Source organism: Imperialibacter sp. (assembly GCF_040222385.1).
Taxonomy (GTDB): Bacteria; Bacteroidota; Bacteroidia; order Cytophagales; family Cyclobacteriaceae; genus Imperialibacter.
In genome coordinates this window covers 101,747-121,384 of record NZ_JAVKDF010000053.1, presented here as the reverse complement: position 1 = coordinate 121,384, position 19,638 = coordinate 101,747, and the positions used below count along the sequence as shown (strand labels likewise).

General features: G+C 48.1%; 10 protein-coding genes. 9 read left to right on the top strand and 1 reads right to left on the bottom strand.

Annotated features, from left to right (window positions below):
• The first annotated feature begins 18 nt into the window (after positions 1-18).
• From RIG68_RS25270 to RIG68_RS25230, 9 genes are all read left to right on the top strand, one after another.
• On the top strand, positions 19-2,031 hold the full coding sequence (locus RIG68_RS25270; protein WP_350129008.1) for a tetratricopeptide repeat-containing sensor histidine kinase: 2,013 nt from the start codon (positions 19-21) through the stop codon (positions 2,029-2,031).
• 65 nt (positions 2,032-2,096) lie between these two features.
• Positions 2,097-2,726, top strand: a complete 630-nt coding sequence (locus tag RIG68_RS25265) for a response regulator (RefSeq protein ID WP_350129005.1) — start codon at positions 2,097-2,099, stop codon at positions 2,724-2,726.
• A gap of 189 nt (positions 2,727-2,915) precedes the next feature.
• On the top strand, positions 2,916-8,873 hold the full coding sequence (locus RIG68_RS25260; protein WP_350129002.1) for an Ig-like domain-containing protein: 5,958 nt from the start codon (positions 2,916-2,918) through the stop codon (positions 8,871-8,873).
• A gap of 1 nt (position 8,874) precedes the next feature.
• Positions 8,875-9,786 carry a PorP/SprF family type IX secretion system membrane protein gene (locus tag RIG68_RS25255; RefSeq protein WP_350128999.1) on the top strand — a complete coding sequence of 304 codons (912 nt, stop codon included), beginning with the start codon at positions 8,875-8,877 and terminating at the stop codon, positions 9,784-9,786.
• 342 nt (positions 9,787-10,128) lie between these two features.
• Positions 10,129-10,542, top strand: a complete 414-nt coding sequence (locus tag RIG68_RS25250; RefSeq protein WP_350128996.1) for a hypothetical protein — start codon at positions 10,129-10,131, stop codon at positions 10,540-10,542.
• Between the two features lie 10 nt (positions 10,543-10,552).
• Positions 10,553-16,300 carry an InlB B-repeat-containing protein gene (locus RIG68_RS25245; RefSeq protein WP_350128993.1) on the top strand — a complete coding sequence of 1,916 codons (5,748 nt, stop codon included), beginning with the start codon at positions 10,553-10,555 and terminating at the stop codon, positions 16,298-16,300.
• 23 nt (positions 16,301-16,323) lie between these two features.
• On the top strand, positions 16,324-17,142 hold the full coding sequence (locus RIG68_RS25240; RefSeq protein ID WP_350128990.1) for a CPBP family intramembrane glutamic endopeptidase: 819 nt from the start codon (positions 16,324-16,326) through the stop codon (positions 17,140-17,142).
• A 25-nt stretch (positions 17,143-17,167) separates the two neighbouring features.
• Positions 17,168-17,566, top strand: a complete 399-nt coding sequence (locus RIG68_RS25235; protein ID WP_350128987.1) for an RDD family protein — start codon at positions 17,168-17,170, stop codon at positions 17,564-17,566.
• Between the two features lie 99 nt (positions 17,567-17,665).
• Entirely contained in the window at positions 17,666-18,073 is a 408-nt protein-coding gene (locus RIG68_RS25230) for a nucleotidyltransferase family protein (protein ID WP_350128984.1), read from the top strand.
• 57 nt (positions 18,074-18,130) lie between these two features.
• Here RIG68_RS25230 and RIG68_RS25225 read toward each other — a convergent pair whose 3' ends face one another.
• On the bottom strand, positions 18,131-19,540 hold the full coding sequence (locus RIG68_RS25225; RefSeq protein WP_350128981.1) for a DUF1593 domain-containing protein: 1,410 nt from the start codon (positions 19,538-19,540) through the stop codon (positions 18,131-18,133).
• Between the last annotated feature and the right edge of the window lie 98 nt (positions 19,541-19,638).

Below are 19,638 nucleotides of genomic sequence, written 5' to 3'. Positions count from 1 at the left end.
TGACAGGAAAGTCTCCATTTGAAACGAGTTGCCATCATCTATTTCCTTTTGGTCAATTGTGTCCAGGGCACTTTTGCACAAAGCCCCTATGTTGACAGCCTTAAGCAAGTTTTAAAACTTCACCCCGAAGACACCATCGGCGTGAATGCATCGCTGAATCTGATCAGCGAATTCCTCAGGATAGACTTAAACAAAGCTAAAGAATACACATTCCAAACCATACCAGTTGCCACTTCTCTGAATCACGTAAGCGCTATAGGCAGCTCTTATCACTACCTGACCATCATTTATCAAAGCTCTGCCAAGCAAGACAGCGCTGTGCATTTTCTGAACCAATTAGAATTACTGGCTAATGCCCATCCTGACAATTGGAAACTGAGAATGAATTACAACCAGTCCGCTGGCCTGTACTATAAAAACCAGGGCTATTACAAGAAGGCTCTTCCCTTTCTTCTGGACAATCTCCGATTTGCCCAGTCTGGCCATGAAAACACAGGTGGCCTTTTTCTCAACATCGGGAATGCATACTTCAACCTGGCCGACTACCGGAACGCCATGCACTATCACCTTGAAGGTCTGGCCATTTTTGAAAAAGTCAACAGCTTAAGAGGGCAGTCGTTTTGCCTGCAGAGCCTGGGGAACGACTTTTTTCACCTCAATCAGTTCGAGTTGTCAAAAAAATACTACCTGCAGGCCATTAAGATGAAAGAGCAACTCAACGACAAGCGAGGGCTTCTCACCAGTTGGACCGGGGCGGGCGATGTGTATAGAGAACTAGGTCAATACTCTCTTGCTGAAAAATATTATTCACAGGCAATCTTAGCCGCCGGAGAAATGAAGCTGCCAGGTGAGGAACTTCGGGGCCTGCATCAGATTGGCCTTCTCTACAAGCGAACAGGTGATTTTGGGCGTGCAAGGGGAAATATTGCAAAAAGCTTAGAATTGGCGGAGCAAATGGGTGACAGTTCCGTTATCGCCAGAGCCAAATCGGAGCTCGTAGGCGTTGACATGGCACAAAAAAGCGAGAAAGCCAACGAAAACACCCTCATGGCAAGCCTGAAGACCATGATTGAAGCGGGTAACAGGGACGGAGAGCTGGTTGAATACAGCCGACTAAGTGAATACTATGCGGGGATGAAACAATTTGAAAAAGCATTTGAATATCAGAAGAAATACGAAGCACTGAAAGAGGAAATAGAAGGTACAGAGGTGTTGATGGAGCTCAAAGAATTGGAGGGCCAGTACCAAACAGAGAAGAAAGAAAAGGAAATCGAACTACTGAAAAAGGATCAGCAGCTTCAGGCGCTGGCGCTCGAACGTGAGCGGGCCAATGTCATCATCATCGCCATTGTATTAGCGTCTGTAGTTCTGACAGGCTTTTTGCTCGTCAACAGGTACCGAGTGGTTGCCGGAGCAAAGAGAATAATAGAAATGGAAAGAATGCGCAATGCCATTGCCCGTGACCTCCACGATGATATCGGCTCGACCTTGTCGAGCATCAATATCATTAGCCAGCTTGCCCTAAAAGAAAATAATGGCCACTCAGGGCAATATTTTCAGAGTATCCATGAGCATTCTTCCAAGATTATGGAGAGCATGTCTGACATTGTTTGGTCGATTAATCCCAACAACGACTCGCTGGAACAAGTACTGGTTAAAATGAAGGAATTCGCCGCCGAAATTCTTGAGCCAAAAGGTATCGCTTTTTCGTTTCAGGGGATTGATGAAGTAAAGAACATAGTACTGGCTTCAGAAAAGAGAAAAAATGTTTTCCTCATTTTCAAGGAAGCCATTAACAACGCCGCCAAGTATAGCAATGCGTCAAAAATCATCATCAATGTAGCTGGCCAAAATGGGAACATAATTTTCTCTATTAGCGACAATGGCGATGGCTTTGACCCTGAAAAAGTGAAGCCAGGCAACGGGCTGAAGAACATGGAGGCTCGGGCAAAGAGCTTGGTCGGAGCGCTGAGCCGCACCAGTGCTATTGGAAATGGAACGCATATCAACCTTGAATTCCCTATCACATGATTAGGGTATTGTTTCAACTCAGGCAATAGCCGACTTTTATCATTTACCACTAATCAACCCCTGTTATGTCCCTTTCTGTGCTGCTATATGAAGATGATGAGCTCCTTCGCAGCAGCCTGCAAAGCATGATCAGCCTTAATGAGAATTTTCGTTGTGTAGGTGCGTATGGGAACGTATTACAGGCAGTCGAGCAAATCGAACAGCATCAGCCTGATTTGGTTTTTATGGATATCGACATGCCAGAAATGACAGGCATCGAAGCCTTGAAAAAAGTAAGGAGTTCCAGTCCGAATTTGCCAATCATCATGCTGACCGTGTTTGACGACAGCACTCATGTGCTGGAGGCCATTTTTGCCGGAGCTTCTGGCTATTTGTTGAAAAAACACATTTCTACCCGCCTCTTCGACGCCGTGGAGGAAGTACTGGCCGGTGGCGCACCCATGTCGCCCAGTATAGCCAGGATGGTGATTGACTCGATGAGGCAAAAGCCTGCAGAAAATAACTACCAGCTTACCGCACGGGAAAAAGAGATTCTTACCTCTCTCAGCCAGGGCAACAGTTACAAAATGATTGCCGCTGAGTTAGACATCAGCCTTGATACCGTTCGTACTCACATCAAAAGAATCTACGAAAAGCTTCAGGTACACTCACAAACTGAAGCCGTGAGCAAAGCTATTAAGGAAGGGCTGGTGTAGTCTCATTATCGACGGCTGCTTCCTTTTGCAGCTGCCTGCTCAATTTTCTGCAGCCTATCCTCATAACGCCGTCACATCATCATGCGATTTACTTCAATCTTTGTTTTGATGAGCTTTGGTTAAAGTTAGTTCTCTGCTTATCAGAGGAGTAATACATTTTTTCAAGTAAGTAAAAACCGATAACGTTTTATGAAAAGTGCTACCGGAAAGCTCACTACCTGCAAGTTATTGTCCATCAGTACCTTGTTGTTTTCTCTTCTGACCTTATGCTCAAAAAATGTACTTGCCCAACCAGGCTCTCTTGACCCTGCTTTTTCAGGAGATGGAAAGCAAACGACGGATTTTGGGGGCTTTAGCGATGAGGCTTACGCCGTTGGCTTTCAAAGCGATGGGAAAATAATCGTCGCCGGTTATTCTTTCGTCACCACCGACGATTTTGCGGTTGCCCGCTACAACACCGACGGGTCGCTGGATGCCACTTTTGGAACCGCAGGAAAGGTGATCACGCCTATCGGCACTTTTGACGACTATGGCTGGTCACTGGCCATTCAGTCGGACAACAAGATTGTTGTGGCTGGCTACTCTTTTAATGGCTCAAACGAGGACTTTGTATTAGTTCGCTATACCAGCAATGGCACCCTGGACACATCATTTGATACAGACGGGATCGTTACAACTGCCATCGGTACAGGAGATGATCAGGCCTTCGCAGTAGCGATCCAAAACGATGGTAAAATACTCGCAGCAGGGAGGAGCCACAATGGTTCAAATTTTGACTTTGCGCTGGTGCGTTACAATACGGATGGCTCCCTGGATACCTCCTTTGATACTGATGGCAAGGTTACCACCTCAAATGGGAGCCTAAGTAGTGAGGCATGGTCTATTGGAGTTCAACCAGACGGTAAGATTGTTCTGGCGGGCACAAGCGCTAACCCACAGGCGGACTTTACCGTGGTGAGATACAATACTAATGGCTCCTTAGATACTGGCTTCGATACCGACGGAAAAGTAACAGTAAACATTGGAAGCACCGTTGCAGATGACCAGGCCTATTCTGTTGCCTTGCAAACTGATGGCAAAATAGTGGTGGGTGGCTCACATAATTCCGGAAACCTGGATTTCGCCTTGACTCGTCTAAATGGCGATGGCTCTCTGGATACCGGGTTTGGCACCGCAGGAAAGGTCATCACCACTGTCGGTAGCTCGCACGAAACCGGGCGTGCGGTTGCCATCCAAGCTGATGGTAAAATACTACTTGCAGGCCAAAGTAACAATGGCTCCAACTACGACTTCGCAGTGGTTCGCTATAACACGGATGGCTCACTCGATGGCAGCTTTGGCACTGCGGGAAAAGTAATTACCCCTTTCGGCTCATCCGCCGACAACGCCTATGCCATAGGCATCCAAAATGATAAAAAAATCGTGCTTGCCGGGAGAACCAACGCCACTACCTGGGACATGGCCCTTGCCCGCTACATAGCTGTCATCGACCAATCTATTACAAGCTTCTACCCCCTATCGGGCGTCGTTGGCACTGAAGTTACTATTACAGGAACCGGGTTTAGCACAACACCAGCCGACAATGCAGTCGCTTTTAACGGAACAACTGCCATTGTAACCACAAGCACTGCAACGACCATCACTACCTCGGTACCCGCCGGGGCCAGCAGCGGCCCCATAACTGTGACAGTCGCAGGCAATACCGTGGCATCAGACGTCGATTTTTACGTTACCGCAGCATCCGTAGCGATGAGCGATGGTAACGTTTCGGGGTGTGATTTTCAATTTACAGATTCTGGCGGGCCAGACGATTACGAATCTAACGAGGATTTCACCTACACTTTTGTTCCTGAAAACCCTGGAGAGAAAATAAAAGTCTCGTTTCTGTCTTTCGACACTGAAACCAGCGAATATCTGATGGCTTATGATGGGCCTGATACTTCTTCTCCTTTCCTAAGCTATATGAGTGGCACGACAGTTCCAAAAGACATCATAGCAAGCAGTGCTACCGGCGAAGTCACTTTCTATTTTCACTCTGACAACGATGGCGAAAGACCGGGTTGGGAAGCGCTTGTCTCCTGCGTTACGGACTTAATCACTATTGATACCCAACCTTTAAACTACACGGGTTGCGTAGGTGATATTGTCACTTTTGAGATAGCAGCGAGCGGTACAACCAACCTCACCTATCAATGGCAGGAGTCAAACTACGAAGGAGGCTGGAATGACTTGATTGATGAAGATGGCTTTTCTGGAACCAGCACTTCCGTTCTATCAGTCAATACTGCTGGCTACTTTGGAGAAAATTATTATCGATGTGTGGTTTCCGGAGATCTCTCAGCTAATGCATTCTCTGACGAGGTATATCTCGAGATTGGGCCGGATCAACCTGGCGCTTCCAGTGTGGTGAACTGTGGATCTACTTCCTTCACTTTGACTGCTTTAGGAGGAACAAACGGCCAGTACAGGTGGTATACTGTCCCTTCCGGTGGCTCACCAATTGCTGGTGAAGTGAACAGTTCATATACGACGCCTGTACTTACCACCACCACCTATTACTACGTCTCCATCGACAACGGCACTTGTGAAAGTGAACGAACAGAAATTCAAGCAGGTATAAGCACTTGCGAGCCAGAACCGGGTTTTGTTTGGGCACTGGGTGCTGGATCTGGCGGTGGATCGAGCCCTGCTGCCAAAGTCTTACTAACCGGTGATGAAGACCTTCTGGTGTTTGGCTCCTTTAGTGGTACGATTGATTTCGACACAGGCCCCGGCGAAACGATCCTCACCTCGACCGTTGGATCAAAGGTATATATGATGAAAATGGATCCCGACGGAACACTACTTTGGGCAAAAGCGGTGGGCGGAAACGGAAATATAGGCGTGGCCGACGCTTCTATGGATGCGGCTGGAAATTACTATCTCCTGATTACTTTTAATTTAACCGCTGATTTTGACCCTGGCGCCGGCGTGACCAGCCTGACCGCTATCCCAAGTTCGCCAGCCAACAAGAATGATCTTGCCATTGCCAAGTATGATGCAGACGGAAATTTCATTTGGGTTAGATCCATTTCGGGCAACAGAGATGAGTTTGCTGGTGGCATTGAATCCGATGCGGATGGCAACCTTTATGTGACAGGGGCCTTTAGAGGCACCACCAACGTTGGCGGCTCCTTTAGCCTGACAGCCCTGGGCACCAACAGCACGGACATCCTTGCTGCTAGCATGGATACCAATGGAAACTTTCTTTGGGCCTGGAATATTGGCTCCAATGCTACCACTGGAGCCAACTTATTCAGCGATTCAGGTTCCGACATTGCTTTTGACGGAACCTACCTCTATATCAGTGGCAGAGTGTATGGGCCAGGCACGGTGGACTTTGATCCGGGAGCAGGGACGGCCATTGAAACTCTTACCGATGGTGCAGCCTACATTCTGAAGCTAAACACCGCTGGTGAATACCAAAACCATCATCTTATTCCTGGAGGTGCCGGGAATAGCATTGCAGTAGACAACGATGGCAATGTTTATGCAACTGGAGGGTTTAACAACACCATTGACATAGATCCAGGACCTGGCACATTCAATGTAACATCAAGTGGGTCAGCAGCCACTTATCTGATCAAACTCGATCCAGGTGGCAACTTTGTTTGGGGAGCATCCTTTACAACCTGGCTCAACTCAGTTTTGATGGGAGAAATATTCACTGACCCCGCCGGAGATGTGTATTCCACAGGTTACTTTCAGGGCACCACTGATTTTGATCCCGGCCCCCTTGAGGCCAATGAGGAAAGTACAGGACTGTTCCTGAACACTTTCGCACTCAAGCTTGATACAGATGGTAACTTTAAATGGGTAATCGCCATGCGAAGAATTAGCGGGGGATTCACTTCTGCCAGTCCAGGCTCCCTGGCTGTCAACTCGGTAGGCGACGTGTACCAGGTGGGCGGCTTTGCCCGTCATGTCGATTTTGACCCCAGCGAATGCACTTTTGAAATGAATAATGTCAATGGCACTGACTTCTTTGTCCGAAAAGTCAGTCCATCTGTACCCACGGTTTGTTTCAGCGCCGAACCCATCAATAAATTTGCCTGCACAGGCTCTACTACCACATTCGCAACCTCAGTACTTGGAACAGACCCTTATAACTTTCAGTGGCAGAAGTTGAATACGTCTAGTTCATTTTATGAAGATATATCAAATACCGGAGGGTACTCCGGAGTAACCACCCCCACCCTTTCCATCAATACAACAGGCGATTTTGGCATAGGAACTTACAGATGCAAAGTCTCTGGTAATACAATCATTGATGACTTTTCGGGAAGCGCCACGTTGACTATTGGTCCGTTGACGCCACCGACCGTTACAGGTGCGAGCACTTGCACAACCGAAGGCGCAACACTCACCGCCTCTGGCGCCACAGCTGGCCAGTATCGCTGGTATGATGTTGAAACAGGCGGCACTGCCATTGTTGGGCAGGTGAATAGCTCCTTCATCACTCCCGAGCTCTCCGAAACAACTACATTTTATGTAGCAATCAACAACGGTTCTTGTGAGAGCGAAAGAGTTCCTGTAACCGCCACACTCAATGCTACACTGGATGCTCCGTTAGCTTCTGATGTCGCCGTATGTGTTAATGAGGCTGCTCTTTTGACTGCCACTGGAGGTGCCGATGGGCAATACCGATGGTATGACGCTGACAGCGGGGGCACAGCATTCAGTGGAGAAACCAACGGCGTGTACACTACTCCTGCCCTTTCGGCCACTTCCACCTATTATGTCTCTATAAACGATGGAACTTGCGAAAGCGCAAGGACTGCTGTGGTGGTCACTGTAAACTCACCCCCGTCCGCACCTTCCACTATCGATGCGGTACTTTGTGCATCAGGAGCCGCTACTTTGCCAGCTTCAGGTGCGACTGACGGCCAATACCGATGGTATGATGCTGAGACAGGCGGCATAGCTTTCGATGGAGAAATAAATAGTACTTACACCACTCCCGCTCTTTCAGCTACCACCACTTACTACGTCGCCATTAACGATGGTTCCTGCGAAAGTGCACGAACGGCCGTAACTGCTGACATCAATCCAACCGTGACACCTCCAACAGCGACCGATGTTTCTATCTGTGCGCCGGGGAGTGCCACCCTTACTGCCTCTGGCGGTGCGGAAGGTGAGTACCGCTGGTATGACGTGGAAACAGCCGGAATCGCTATTCCCGGTGAGGTAAACGGCAGTTTCACGACTCCCATCCTATCGGCGACCACCAGCTATTACGTTGCTATCAACAACGGAACTTGCGAAAGCAGCCGAACACCCGTTACCGTCGAGATTGGCTCTGGCGTCACGCCACCAACCGCTGTCGAAGTAAGCACATGCCCTGACGAAAGTGCAACTCTTACAGCTACCGGAGGCACCGATGGAAGCTACCGATGGTATGAGGTAGCCACTGGCGGCGCTGGCATTCCCAATCAAGTCAATAGTACGTTGGTCACTCCTGCGCTGTCTTCCGATGCTACTTACTACGTTGCCATTAGCGATGGCACTTGTGAGAGCACCCGGGTACCAGTGGCAATTTCCCTGCTACAAGAAGCAGCATTCACCTCCCAGCCTGCCGACCAGTCGGTGGAAGTGGGTGAGCCAGCCTCCTTCTCGGTCACGGCCTCCGGCGATAACATAACCTACCAATGGCAAAAAGACCTGAGAAACCTGGAAGGAGAAACAAGTGCTGAACTTGTTGTAGCTGCTGTAGGTCACGATAGCCAGGGAAACTACTCATGTACTATTTCCAATGACTGCGGCAGTCTGGTCAGCGAGGTAGCCATTTTAACGGTATTGGAGCCAGTTGTAGGGCAAAATGGCGACGAGATCATCGTCTACAATGCTGTAGCGCCCAATGGTAACAACAAAAACGAATTTCTCAAAATAGCCAACATCGAAAGTCACCCGGGTAATTCCGTGGAAATCTACGACCGTTGGGGCGTGAAGGTGTTTGAGGTATCCAACTACGATAATCAGGACTCAAATGCCCGGTTTGAGGGACGCTCCAATGTAGGGAGCAGCCTCAACCTGGTGGAAGGCACGTACTTCTATCTTATTCAGGCCTCGGGAGAAAAACTGACAGGCTTTTTACACTTAAGAAGATAATATGAAAAGGCTAGTATTGCTATCGGTCTTGTACCTGATTACTGAATATTGCCATGCTCAGCAGGATGCCCTCATGGGCACGTATCAGCTCAATCAGCTTTTCTTCAACCCTTCTTATGCGGGTGTAAACGATATCACCAGCTTCGATTTGCACTACCGGAGCCAGTGGGGCAACTTAAAAGGAGCCCCGAGAACATTGCTTTTTTCAGGGAATACCTCCCTGGTCGATAATCAGGTAGGGCTTGGTGTTTCTGTACAACACGACAATATTGGAGTCATTGAAAAAACTGATATCAACCTGGCTCTGGCTTACAAAATAAAGCTCGACAGCACCTACAGCGTGTCGTTCGGACTCCAGGGAGGAGTGAATGCGCTTAACTACAACTTTGGCAAGTTGAATGCCGATGATCCCTCTGATGAGGACTTCATCTTTAGTGGGCAGTCCTATTCGAAACCCAATTTCGGTACTGGCATTTTCCTCTCCTCTAAAAACTTTTACCTGGGATTGTCAGCGCCGAGGCTGCTGAAGGTAACAGACAACCTGGACGGTGGCAACAGCCAACGATACAGTCGCCAGCTGTATGTTTCCAGTGGACTGGTCATCGACAAAGTACAAGCGGTAAAGCTAAAAGCATGGACGCTCGTGCGCTATAGTGCCGACACTCCCCTCTCCTTTGATCTTGGAGCCAGCGTACTGATGCTGGATGCAGTGTGGGCCGGTCTCTACACAAGGAGCTTTAATACAGTTGGCCTGAATGTCTTCTTTATGGCCGAGGGCGGCATCAGGCTGGGCTACTCTGGCGAGCTGGCCACCAACAGTCTGGCTCCTTCCAGCTTTAGCACCCACGAAATTACCCTGGGTTATGACCTCAGTCTGTTTGCCAAGCAGGTACCGAAGGTGAGGTATTATTAACCTTCCAAAACGGGAGTTCTGATCTGCATAGAAAAAGAACTAAATACCTGTAAATCACTCAAAAAGCTACATCTTCTTTCTCAAACTGGACAGAGTCTCTAAACATGCAAGAGCTGGGTCAAATATTCGCTCCGGGCTTTTGTTGTATTTTTACAAAAAAATATAATGCCAATTAGTAGAATTGCGTATATTCATCCTTGCGTATACGCCTACTCCATTTCGGAGATTTTTTTAACAAAAGCTCAAGTCTGCTGACCCATAGTATAGCTTGGACTTCGTGTAATTTTAAATATCTACTGGGGTATCTTTTCTGGGAACACTAGTAATCAGGATTTATTAACGATGAACAACAGACTATCGGGTACGATTTTTTCAAAGGTCTTCCTTTTACTGACCCTAATCTATGGTATGACAATCGCCGGATGCAAGTCGCAAAACGCTGGTGCTTCTGAAACCACAGAAAAAGACGGCGGTGGAAGTAGCACCACAAGCCCTTATGCATTAACAATTCAACAGAGTGACAATACGTCTATCCAAATATTGGGCAAAGGCAACAGGCAAAACCCTTATACCGAAACCATTGACGGCTATACCATCCTGAGAAACGATTTGAAGATATATGAATACGCCATCGCTGGATCAAGCGGTAAACTTGAGCTAAGTGGTGTGAAAGCCAACGATCCTGATCAAAGAAAGCCAGAAGAAGTCCAGTTTTTAAAAAGGATTGACACACATTTAAGAAACCAGTTGCACTAATATTATCATTATGAGAACCAGCTTTAAACTGATTTTTTTACTCGCAACATTTTTTGTCTCACAGCTCCGTGCGCAGTCAGGTTTGGATCCTTCAAACTGTCCGGCGTCCCCCTACGCCGTGGAAATCACGCAACCCGACAACTCTAAGCTGCGGGTAGTTGGCAAAGGCAATATGGCCAACCACCACACGGAAACGGAGGATGGCTACACGGTAGTAAAAAACGGAAGGGGCATTTATGAATATGCGGAGCTAAAAGATGGGAAGTTAGCTCCATCTGGTACAAAAGCTTCAAACCCATCAGCCCGGGAAACTTCTTCCAAATCGTTTCTAAACAGTCAACCCAAACACTTACGAGGTGCGATAGGCAAATCTGCTTCAAGCAACTCTCCGTTGAATGTCAATCAAAGTAACTCGCCAGGCATCAAGTACGCCTTCCCTACCGCCGGGGTCAGAAAAGTGTTGGTCATTCTCATTAAATACCCTGACCTGGCCAACACCTACACCGGGACAGACTTCGATGACATGATGAACGAAGTCAACTATAATAGTACGGGAAGCTTCCGAGACTATTTTCTGAAAGTTTCTGATAACGAGTTAGATGTGGAGGCAGACGTTTTTGGATGGTATGAAGCAGAGAATAACTATGAGTACTACGGAGATGATAATGGTGACAATGTCGCCAGAGAGCTTGTTGGAGAAGCCATCGATGCTGCTGAGTTGGCAGGCGTTGATTTCTCCATTTATGACAATGACAGCGATGGATTTGTCGATGGCGTGATCATAGTGCATGCTGGCCCTGGAGCTGAGGAAGGTAGCCAAACGGAATATATCTGGAGCCATAGATGGACACTACCTGGTAGCTACGGACGAAGTTATGATGACGTAACGCTCTATGACTACATGATCAATCCAGAGATAAGGCAAACAACAAATATGGTCGGCATCGGCGTTTTTTGCCATGAATTTGGGCATGGACTTGGTCTTCCCGACTTATATGACATCGACGACTCCAATGGAGACTCGGAAGGTATTGGCAATTGGGGACTGATGGCAGGTGCTGGCTGGCTAAATAACGAACGGACACCAGGTTTCATGAGCGCCTGGTCACGGGCACAATTGGAATGGATCACCCCTACCGTCATTGGCAGCGGTGATTACTCCCTTGACCCTTCAGTTAGCAGCACCACAGTTTATAAGATCGCCACCAACGACCCGAAAGAATACTTCTTGCTTGAAAACCGCCAAAAGACTGGCCAGGACGCTTACATACCGGGAGAGGGGCTGGCCATTTGGCATATAGATGACAACCAAACTACTAATGGTGATGAAACACACAAACTGGTAGACCTGGAAGAGGCGGATGGGTTAAACGGACTTGACAATGAAACCAACCGGGGAGATGCTGGCGACCTCTACCCTGGCACGAGCAGTAATACGTTGTTTGACGATACATCTAACCCAAACGCCAAACTATATTCGGGTAGCGTCAGTAATATTCAGGTGTCTGCAATTGTTGAAGACGATTTGCAAGTTTCGTTCACCCTGCTGCAGGGTGATATACCTAATCCCTGCGAAGATGCCATATCAATAGCTGGTACCGGAAGCGAAAATTCAGAAACTTTTACCGGTGGTGGTGAGGGAGATTGGGATCTCGCTCTGTGCGAGAGTTCCGCACCTGGGATTGAGCAAATCTATAGTTTCGTTGCTCCTTCCACAGGCCTCTACAGCCTCGAAATAACGTCAGCAACCGGAACCATAGACTATGCCTGGAACACAGCATGTGGGCCTACTGGCTGGGTTTGTATCGGTGATATTGAAGCTATTGGCACCTATGGGTCAATGTCGTTGACTGGCGGAGAAACATACTATCTGCTGCTGGATGACGAAGATGATGGCACCGGAAGCTCGCATCAGTTCTATTTAAATGAGCCAACAACACCTTGCGAAAACATCATCGAAATCGCTGGCACAGGCTCTGGAAATAGCAAAATATATTCAGGCGGGGGCACGGGGCTGTGGAATACTGAATTTTGCGACTGGTCGACTCCGGGAATAGAGCAAATCTACAGCTTCACTCCTGAAACTACAGGATACTACAATATAGAGGTAACCTCCGCCGACGGTTATGTAGACTATGGCTGGAGTACTTCGTGTAGCGAATCGGGCTGGCAGTGTATCGACGATATCGCCATTTCGGGCACCTACGACTTTCTTTTTTGGACAGAGGGAGTCACTTACTATCTCTTACTGGATGACGAGGACAATGAAGTCGGAGCACATGAATTTTACATTTCAGGGCCCTTTCTCGAAGGAACTGTTTGTGAAAGCATCGTCGAAATTACCGGAACAGGTAGCGAAAACGATCAAACATTCAGTGGGAGTGGAACCGGACAATGGAATAGTGGTTTCTGCAACTACGACACACCTGGGCTCGAACAGGTCTACAGCTTTACTGCGCCGACATCCGGAACCTATAGCATTCAGGTAACCGCTGCCAGTGGCTGGATTGATTACGCCTGGGGTACTTCCTGCGGCCTGCCAGGCTGGGAATGTATTGAGGACGTAGAGTCGCCGGGGACTTATGGACAAATGCTGTGGACAGGGGGTACTACCTATTATATTCTGCTGGATTATGAAGATACTGATCCGGGAGAACACACCTTCCATATAACTGAACCAGTCTCACCCTGCGACAATGTTGTGGAAATCGCCGGCACAGGAGCTACAAACACGACGACCTACACCGGAGGGGGGTCTGGGTATTGGAACGAACAGCTTTGCTTCCTCTACAGTCCAGGGGTCGAACAAATCTACAGTTTTACGGCTCCGAGTACAGGCACATATAGCGTGGTTGTGACTGCAGCCAGTGGATATGTCGACTACGCATGGAACACATCGTGCGACCTCTCGGGCTGGGAGTGTATTGAAGAACTAAATAGCCCAGGAACCTACGGCACCATGTCATGGACGGAAGGGACAACCTATTACCTTCTCCTGGACGACACAAATACATCCACAGGCACACACGAGTTTTACATTAGTGAACCTGTATTGGGGCCTTGCGAGTTGGCCATTGAAATAACGGGGGCAGGCTCTGCCAACTCCGTCGTTTTTGCTGGCGGGGGTTCAGGGCAATGGAACAACGGTTTTTGTAACTGGAGCACACCGGGTGTAGAGCAGGTTTATAGTTTTGTTGCGCCTTATACTGGAAACTACTCAATCACCGTTTCGTCAGGCACGGGCTATGTCGACTACGCATGGGGCACAAGTTGCAGCTCAAGTGTGGGAGGCTGGAACTGTATTGATGATATTAACAGCCCCGGCACCTACGGTTCGCTATCGTGGATACAGGGCACCACCTACTACCTTCTTCTCGACGATGAGAACAGCACAGCAAGTAATCATGAATTTCATATCAATATACCTGAGGGCGAAGGCAGTCCGGAAATAGAAGTCACGCCTACCTCCCTTATGCAAACTGTAACAGAAGGAAGTTCAGGGTCTAAAGAATTTACTATTCAGAACACGGGAGATAACGAGCTTACTTTTTCAATCGCACCGGCAGAGGATTGGATTAGCGTTGACCCCATTTCTGGAACCGTTGGCGCAGGCGAATCAGTTCTGATCACTGTCACCTTCGATGCGGCAATCCTAACACCTGACACATACACTTCAGACATTACCATCAGCAGCAATGACGATGATGAGCCAGAAACCGTGGTTACGACATCTTTGACTGTCGAGGAGCTCATCGAATACACTATTTCGCTTGCAGCTAGTCCTGAAGAAGGTGGGGAAGTAACGGGAGCCGGTGTATATGACGAAGATGAGAGCGTAGAAGTGAGTGCGACAGCAGCAGCAGGTTATGCTTTCCTCGATTGGACTGAAGGAGCAATAGAAGTCTCGGATAACGCTGTTTATAGCTTTACAGCCACCGGAGACAGGTCGCTTGTCGCCAACTTTGAAGAAGTGATTAGCATCGCCGCAACTGCAAGCCCATCAGCGGGAGGCAGTGTGACCGGGCAGGGAGATTTCAGCCCGGGAGCAACGGTTAGCCTGACCGCAACAGCCTCGGAGGGTTACAACTTCGTCAACTGGACAGAAGGCGGAACAGAAATATCGACCGAAACGACATTAAGCTTCACTGCTTCAGTTGACAGAAGCCTGGTCGCCAATTTTCAGATACAGTCGTTTGTTATTTCGGCTGCTGGCCTACCTTCAACAGGGGGCAGTGTAACCGGGTCGGGAACTTTTGAATACGGTGTGTTAGTGTCTCTGATTGCCACTCCGGAGGCTGGCTATAGCTTTATTAACTGGACTGAAGCAGGCTCTGAGGTTGCCACCACAACGACCTTCACCTTTACCGCCACCGGAGACAGGTCGCTTGTCGCCAACTTTGAGGAGGTGATTGGTATCGCCGCAACTGCAAGCCCATCAGCGGGAGGCACCGTAACGGGGCAGGGAGATTTTAGTCCGGGAGCAGCGGTTAACCTGACAGCCACAGCCTCTGAAGGTTACAACTTCGTCAACTGGACAGAAAGCGGAACAGAAGTGTCGACCGAAACAGCATTAAGCTTCACTGCTTCAGTTGACAGAACTCTGGTTGCCAATTTTCAGATACAGTCGTTTACAATCTCGGCTACGGAATCTCCATCAGAAGGAGGAAAAGTAACAGGAACTGGCAGCTATAACTATGGAGAAACTGTGGATCTTTTGGCTATGCCCGAGGAGCACTATAGTTTTTCAGGCTGGGAGGAAGACGGATCTGCTGTTGGCTCTGGTGGGGAGTATAGCTTCACTGCTAGCAAAGACAGGAATCTTGTAGCCAAGTTCGAAAAACAGTACTTCTTTATAGTTGCGGGTGCCGGTGAAGCAGGCACAGGAACTGTTGCGGGAGCCGGGCAATATAACTTCGGAGAAACTGCCACATTGACTGCGACACCTGCTGTGGGGTATGAGTTTGTCAATTGGACCGAGGTTACCCACTTTCCTGACGAAGAGAAAGAGATTTCGACCGATCCTATTTTGAGCATTGTGGTATCAGAAGGGAAAATTCTTCGTGCCAATTTCCAACTTAAGACCTTTACCATAGCCGTGCAAGCAAACCCAATTGAGGGAGGCGAAGTTCTCGGTGGCTCCTTTAAATACCACCAACTAATAGGTGTCACAGCGACACCATCGACAGGATACAACTTCGTAAACTGGACTGAAAATGGCGAAGAGGTGGATAAGAACCTATTCTACCAATTTGAGGTTACAAACGACAGAAACCTCGTCGCCAATTTTGAACTCAAATCTTTCGAAGTCACAGCATCAGCAAGTCCCACTGAAGGAGGTGCCGTAGAAGGTACAGGCACATTTAATTTTGGAACGACCGTTACCTTAACAGCAAATCCCGCTGCAAGCTTTGAATTTGTCAATTGGACGGAAAATGGTTCGGAAGTAGGCACCAATCCGGCCCTTAGCTTTGCTGCTGAAGGAAACAGGTCGTTGGTAGCCAATTTTGAATTCAACCCATCTACTTCCGTGAAATGGGAAGCCGAACTGGCAACAATCTACCCCAACCCGGTTACGGACTACCTAACCGTTGAAATGGATGATTTTGTTCAGGCCCTGGTTTTCGAGTTAACCGGAAAGGAAATCCAAAGATCAACGTCCAAAAGCCTCGATCTGAGAGATTTACAACCCGGCATGTACCTGATCAAGCTGGAGGACTCGGAACGCAGGCAGAGGTCATTCAGGGTGATAAAGGAGTAATTTTTCCAAGAACTGGCTGAAAGATGGAGCCTACCAACCCAACCTACTACCCTACTATCAAACAGTCCTTTGGACTGCTGGTTCTATGGTTTTTGATTTCCATATTAACAGCTATTCCTCTTGGCGTGATATCCGCACTTCATCTGAATATTCAAAACGTAACAACGCTCAAGTCTGCGGGAACGCTTCTCGCCTATTGCGCTTCGTTTGTATGGATTATTTACGTAGCCAAAAAACGTATCAAAACGCAGGGATTGTGGGAGTTAAAATGGAAGCATGGCAAAGTGCCATTCATGACAGTTGTCGTCGGTCTTATTATGACACTTGCCCTCAGCGTGCTAATCGATCCAATCACAGAACTGATCCCGATGCCAGAGTCAATCAAAAAGATGTTCGAAGCTCTTATGCAACCAAATATCTTTTCCTTTATCACCATTGTTATCATGGCTCCTTTGCTTGAGGAGGCATTTTTCCGCGGCGTAGTTCTGGAAGGTTTTCTGAGAAATTACAGCCCCTGGAAAGCAATTATCTGGTCGTCTATGATTTTTGGTGCGGCACATATGAACCCCTGGCAAACAATTAGTGCTTCCCTGATTGGCGTTCTCATTGGTTGGATATATGTTAAAACTAATTCGCTAATACCAGGGATAATTCTTCATTTCTTTAATAACCTGATAGGTTTCTCTGTAATGGCTTTTGTCGACCAAGACATGGATAGCCTCTATCTTTCAAAGGTGATTGAAAGTGAGCTGGCTTATTTCGGTCTGCTGGGCTTGGCTGCGGGAGTGTTGGTATTAGGCTATATTTGGTTAGATAGAAGAGATGATTTGGTAATTACATAGTGATTTCAAACAGAGCATACCAACGATGGAAGAGCAAGAATACCCCGGAGTTTTAGCCAGAGTAAAAGCTGTCATAGTGGATGGCGCAATTTTGCTTTTGATGATGGTAGGAGCATCGATGGCATTTTCTGCTTTTAGCGACGTTCCTGAGAGTGTGAAAATTGCAGTAGTCATTTTCGTATTCATCCTTTACGATCCATTGTTAACAAGTCTTTTTGGGGGGACGCTTGGCCATATGACTACCGGTATAAGAGTAAAAAGAGAATCGGACGAGCGGAAAAATATACTATTTACCAGCGCCATCGTTAGATTTTTGCTCAAGGGATTGCTAGGCTGGATTTCTCTGCTTACCGTAATGGGAAATGAAAGAAGAAAGGCTATTCACGACTATGTAGCTGGCTCAGTGGTTGTTTACAAAGCTTGACATTTTCACAAGATACTCATGGTGCAACTTTGTGGCGAGCGAGATTTTCGTGTCTGCTTGTTAATCTCTCACTATCACAGTTTCTAGTTATCTTTGTCTATGCACCAGTTGATTAAAAGCCATTTACGGGAATTGGAAAAAGTCTGTCATATACACCATGTGAAGACCCTTTATCTCTTTGGCTCTGCTGCGAAAGAAACATTCAATTCAGAAAGTGATTTGGACTTTATGGTTCAGTTTTCAACAACCCTTGAGTTATTGAACTATGCGGACAATTTTTTCTCTCTTATTGAATCCCTTGAAGCGTTGTTTCAAAGAAGGGTTGATCTTTTGTCTGTTTCTTCTGTTAAAAACCCCGTGCTAAAAGAGGAGATCGATAAAACTAAGGTGATGCTGTATGTGGCCTGGCATGGTGCGCAAATACGTCGTCGAATCAGTGGATTGGGAGATTATCCAGAAAGACATCCGGTATTGAGAAAAGAGCTACAGGAGATCGAGAATCGTTAAAACGCCTGGACAATCGTTTCTTCAAAAGCAGGTAGTCGAAGATTGTTTTACTATGACCTAATTCGTCAACACCACCCTCCGATACGCCGTCAACGACGGCTCTCCCGAGTCCTCCACCTGCAAAATGAGGTGAAGCGTTTGCCCTTCCGCCAGGTCAGGCATAGCGAAGCTGATGGCCTCGCCATAAGGATTGAAAAGATTAACCTCTCCGGCGAAGTTTCCGGCTTCCCGGTACACCCACCACTTATAGCGAATCTGGTCGCCGTCGGGGTCGGAGGTGCCTTTGGCAGACAGCGTCACAGTTTCTCCCGCCTTCACTTTAGCTGAAGCTAAAGCGTCTCCGGCATTCCCGTTGAGGGTTATTGTCGGATTGTGGTTGGCCTTTTTATAGTCATCTGCCACGTTCCAATCCATTCGAGCTGCAAAGTCGTGCTGAAAAGCTTTGCGGAAGCGCCAGATGGTCGCCTGGTTGGAGGTGTGCTTCTGTCCGTTGGACAATACCATCTCGTCCTGACTTCTAACCGAGCTTGTCCATATTTTGCCTACCTCGCCATACGATTGGTACAACTCGTAGCGACCTCCCCAGCCTCCATATGCCGGGCTCTTGTACCAGCCAAGGCCATTTTGAATGAGGCCTAGAAACGACGGAGTGTCTCCTTCCATGATGTAGATCACTTCGAGGTAGTTGGCACCAAGCGGGCCATGGTTGTCATGGATGTTTTGCATCAGCCACGGGTTATCTACCAGTTCAAACTCGTGCATGGGGCCGTTTTTGTACCAGCGGTCACCGGAAATACCTGTCCAGGTGGCCTGGTAGTACTCCAGCCAAGAGTCGCTGCTGGGGTCCACGATGTAGAAAATGCCAGGAAAGGTACGCCTGATCCACGGCCCCGTTTGGTCTTGATCGGAAATGGTGTACACCCGAAGTTTCGATACAAACTGCTTCAATTCAGCTTCTGAGCGGGTGGCCTTCACCTTCCAGAGCGCCTGCGCCAGACAGTTGGCCCCTCCCCACACCGACACCCAAAGCGGGCGGGCGTCGGCCTTGTCCACTGCCTTGATCAAAAGCTCGGAGCCTGGGCTGTCCTTTCCTTCGCCCACTCCATCCATATGAAACAGCGGCAGGTGCTGGGTAGTCACGCTGAGCAGGTAGTCCATGGTAGGATACCCCGCAGCATGCTTATCGAGATTGGCTTTTACCTTGCCATAGTTGCGAACCAGCTCTTCAATTTTGTCGGGTCGCACGGCACCCCGAAGGTGGGTGGAAGTGGTGGCCACCAAGCCTTCTATGTCATATTCGTTGGCATACACCAGCAAGCGCACAAGCGACTCCTGGTCGTCGGGCTCGTTGGTGATGTCGGTAAGAACAAAAACCCGTTGCTTTTCCGGGGCTTCAAATTGGAGGGGTGTTTGAGCAGCGGCGACAAAAGCACATACTGTGAACAGAGCAGAGAAAGTACACTTCATGGGTAGCAAGAGTAGGTTACAAATCCTAATGTAGAAAAATTGCTGAGACCAGGGAAGTTTAGCTTCAAGTATGTATATGTTTCTTAGCCGTGGTCTGA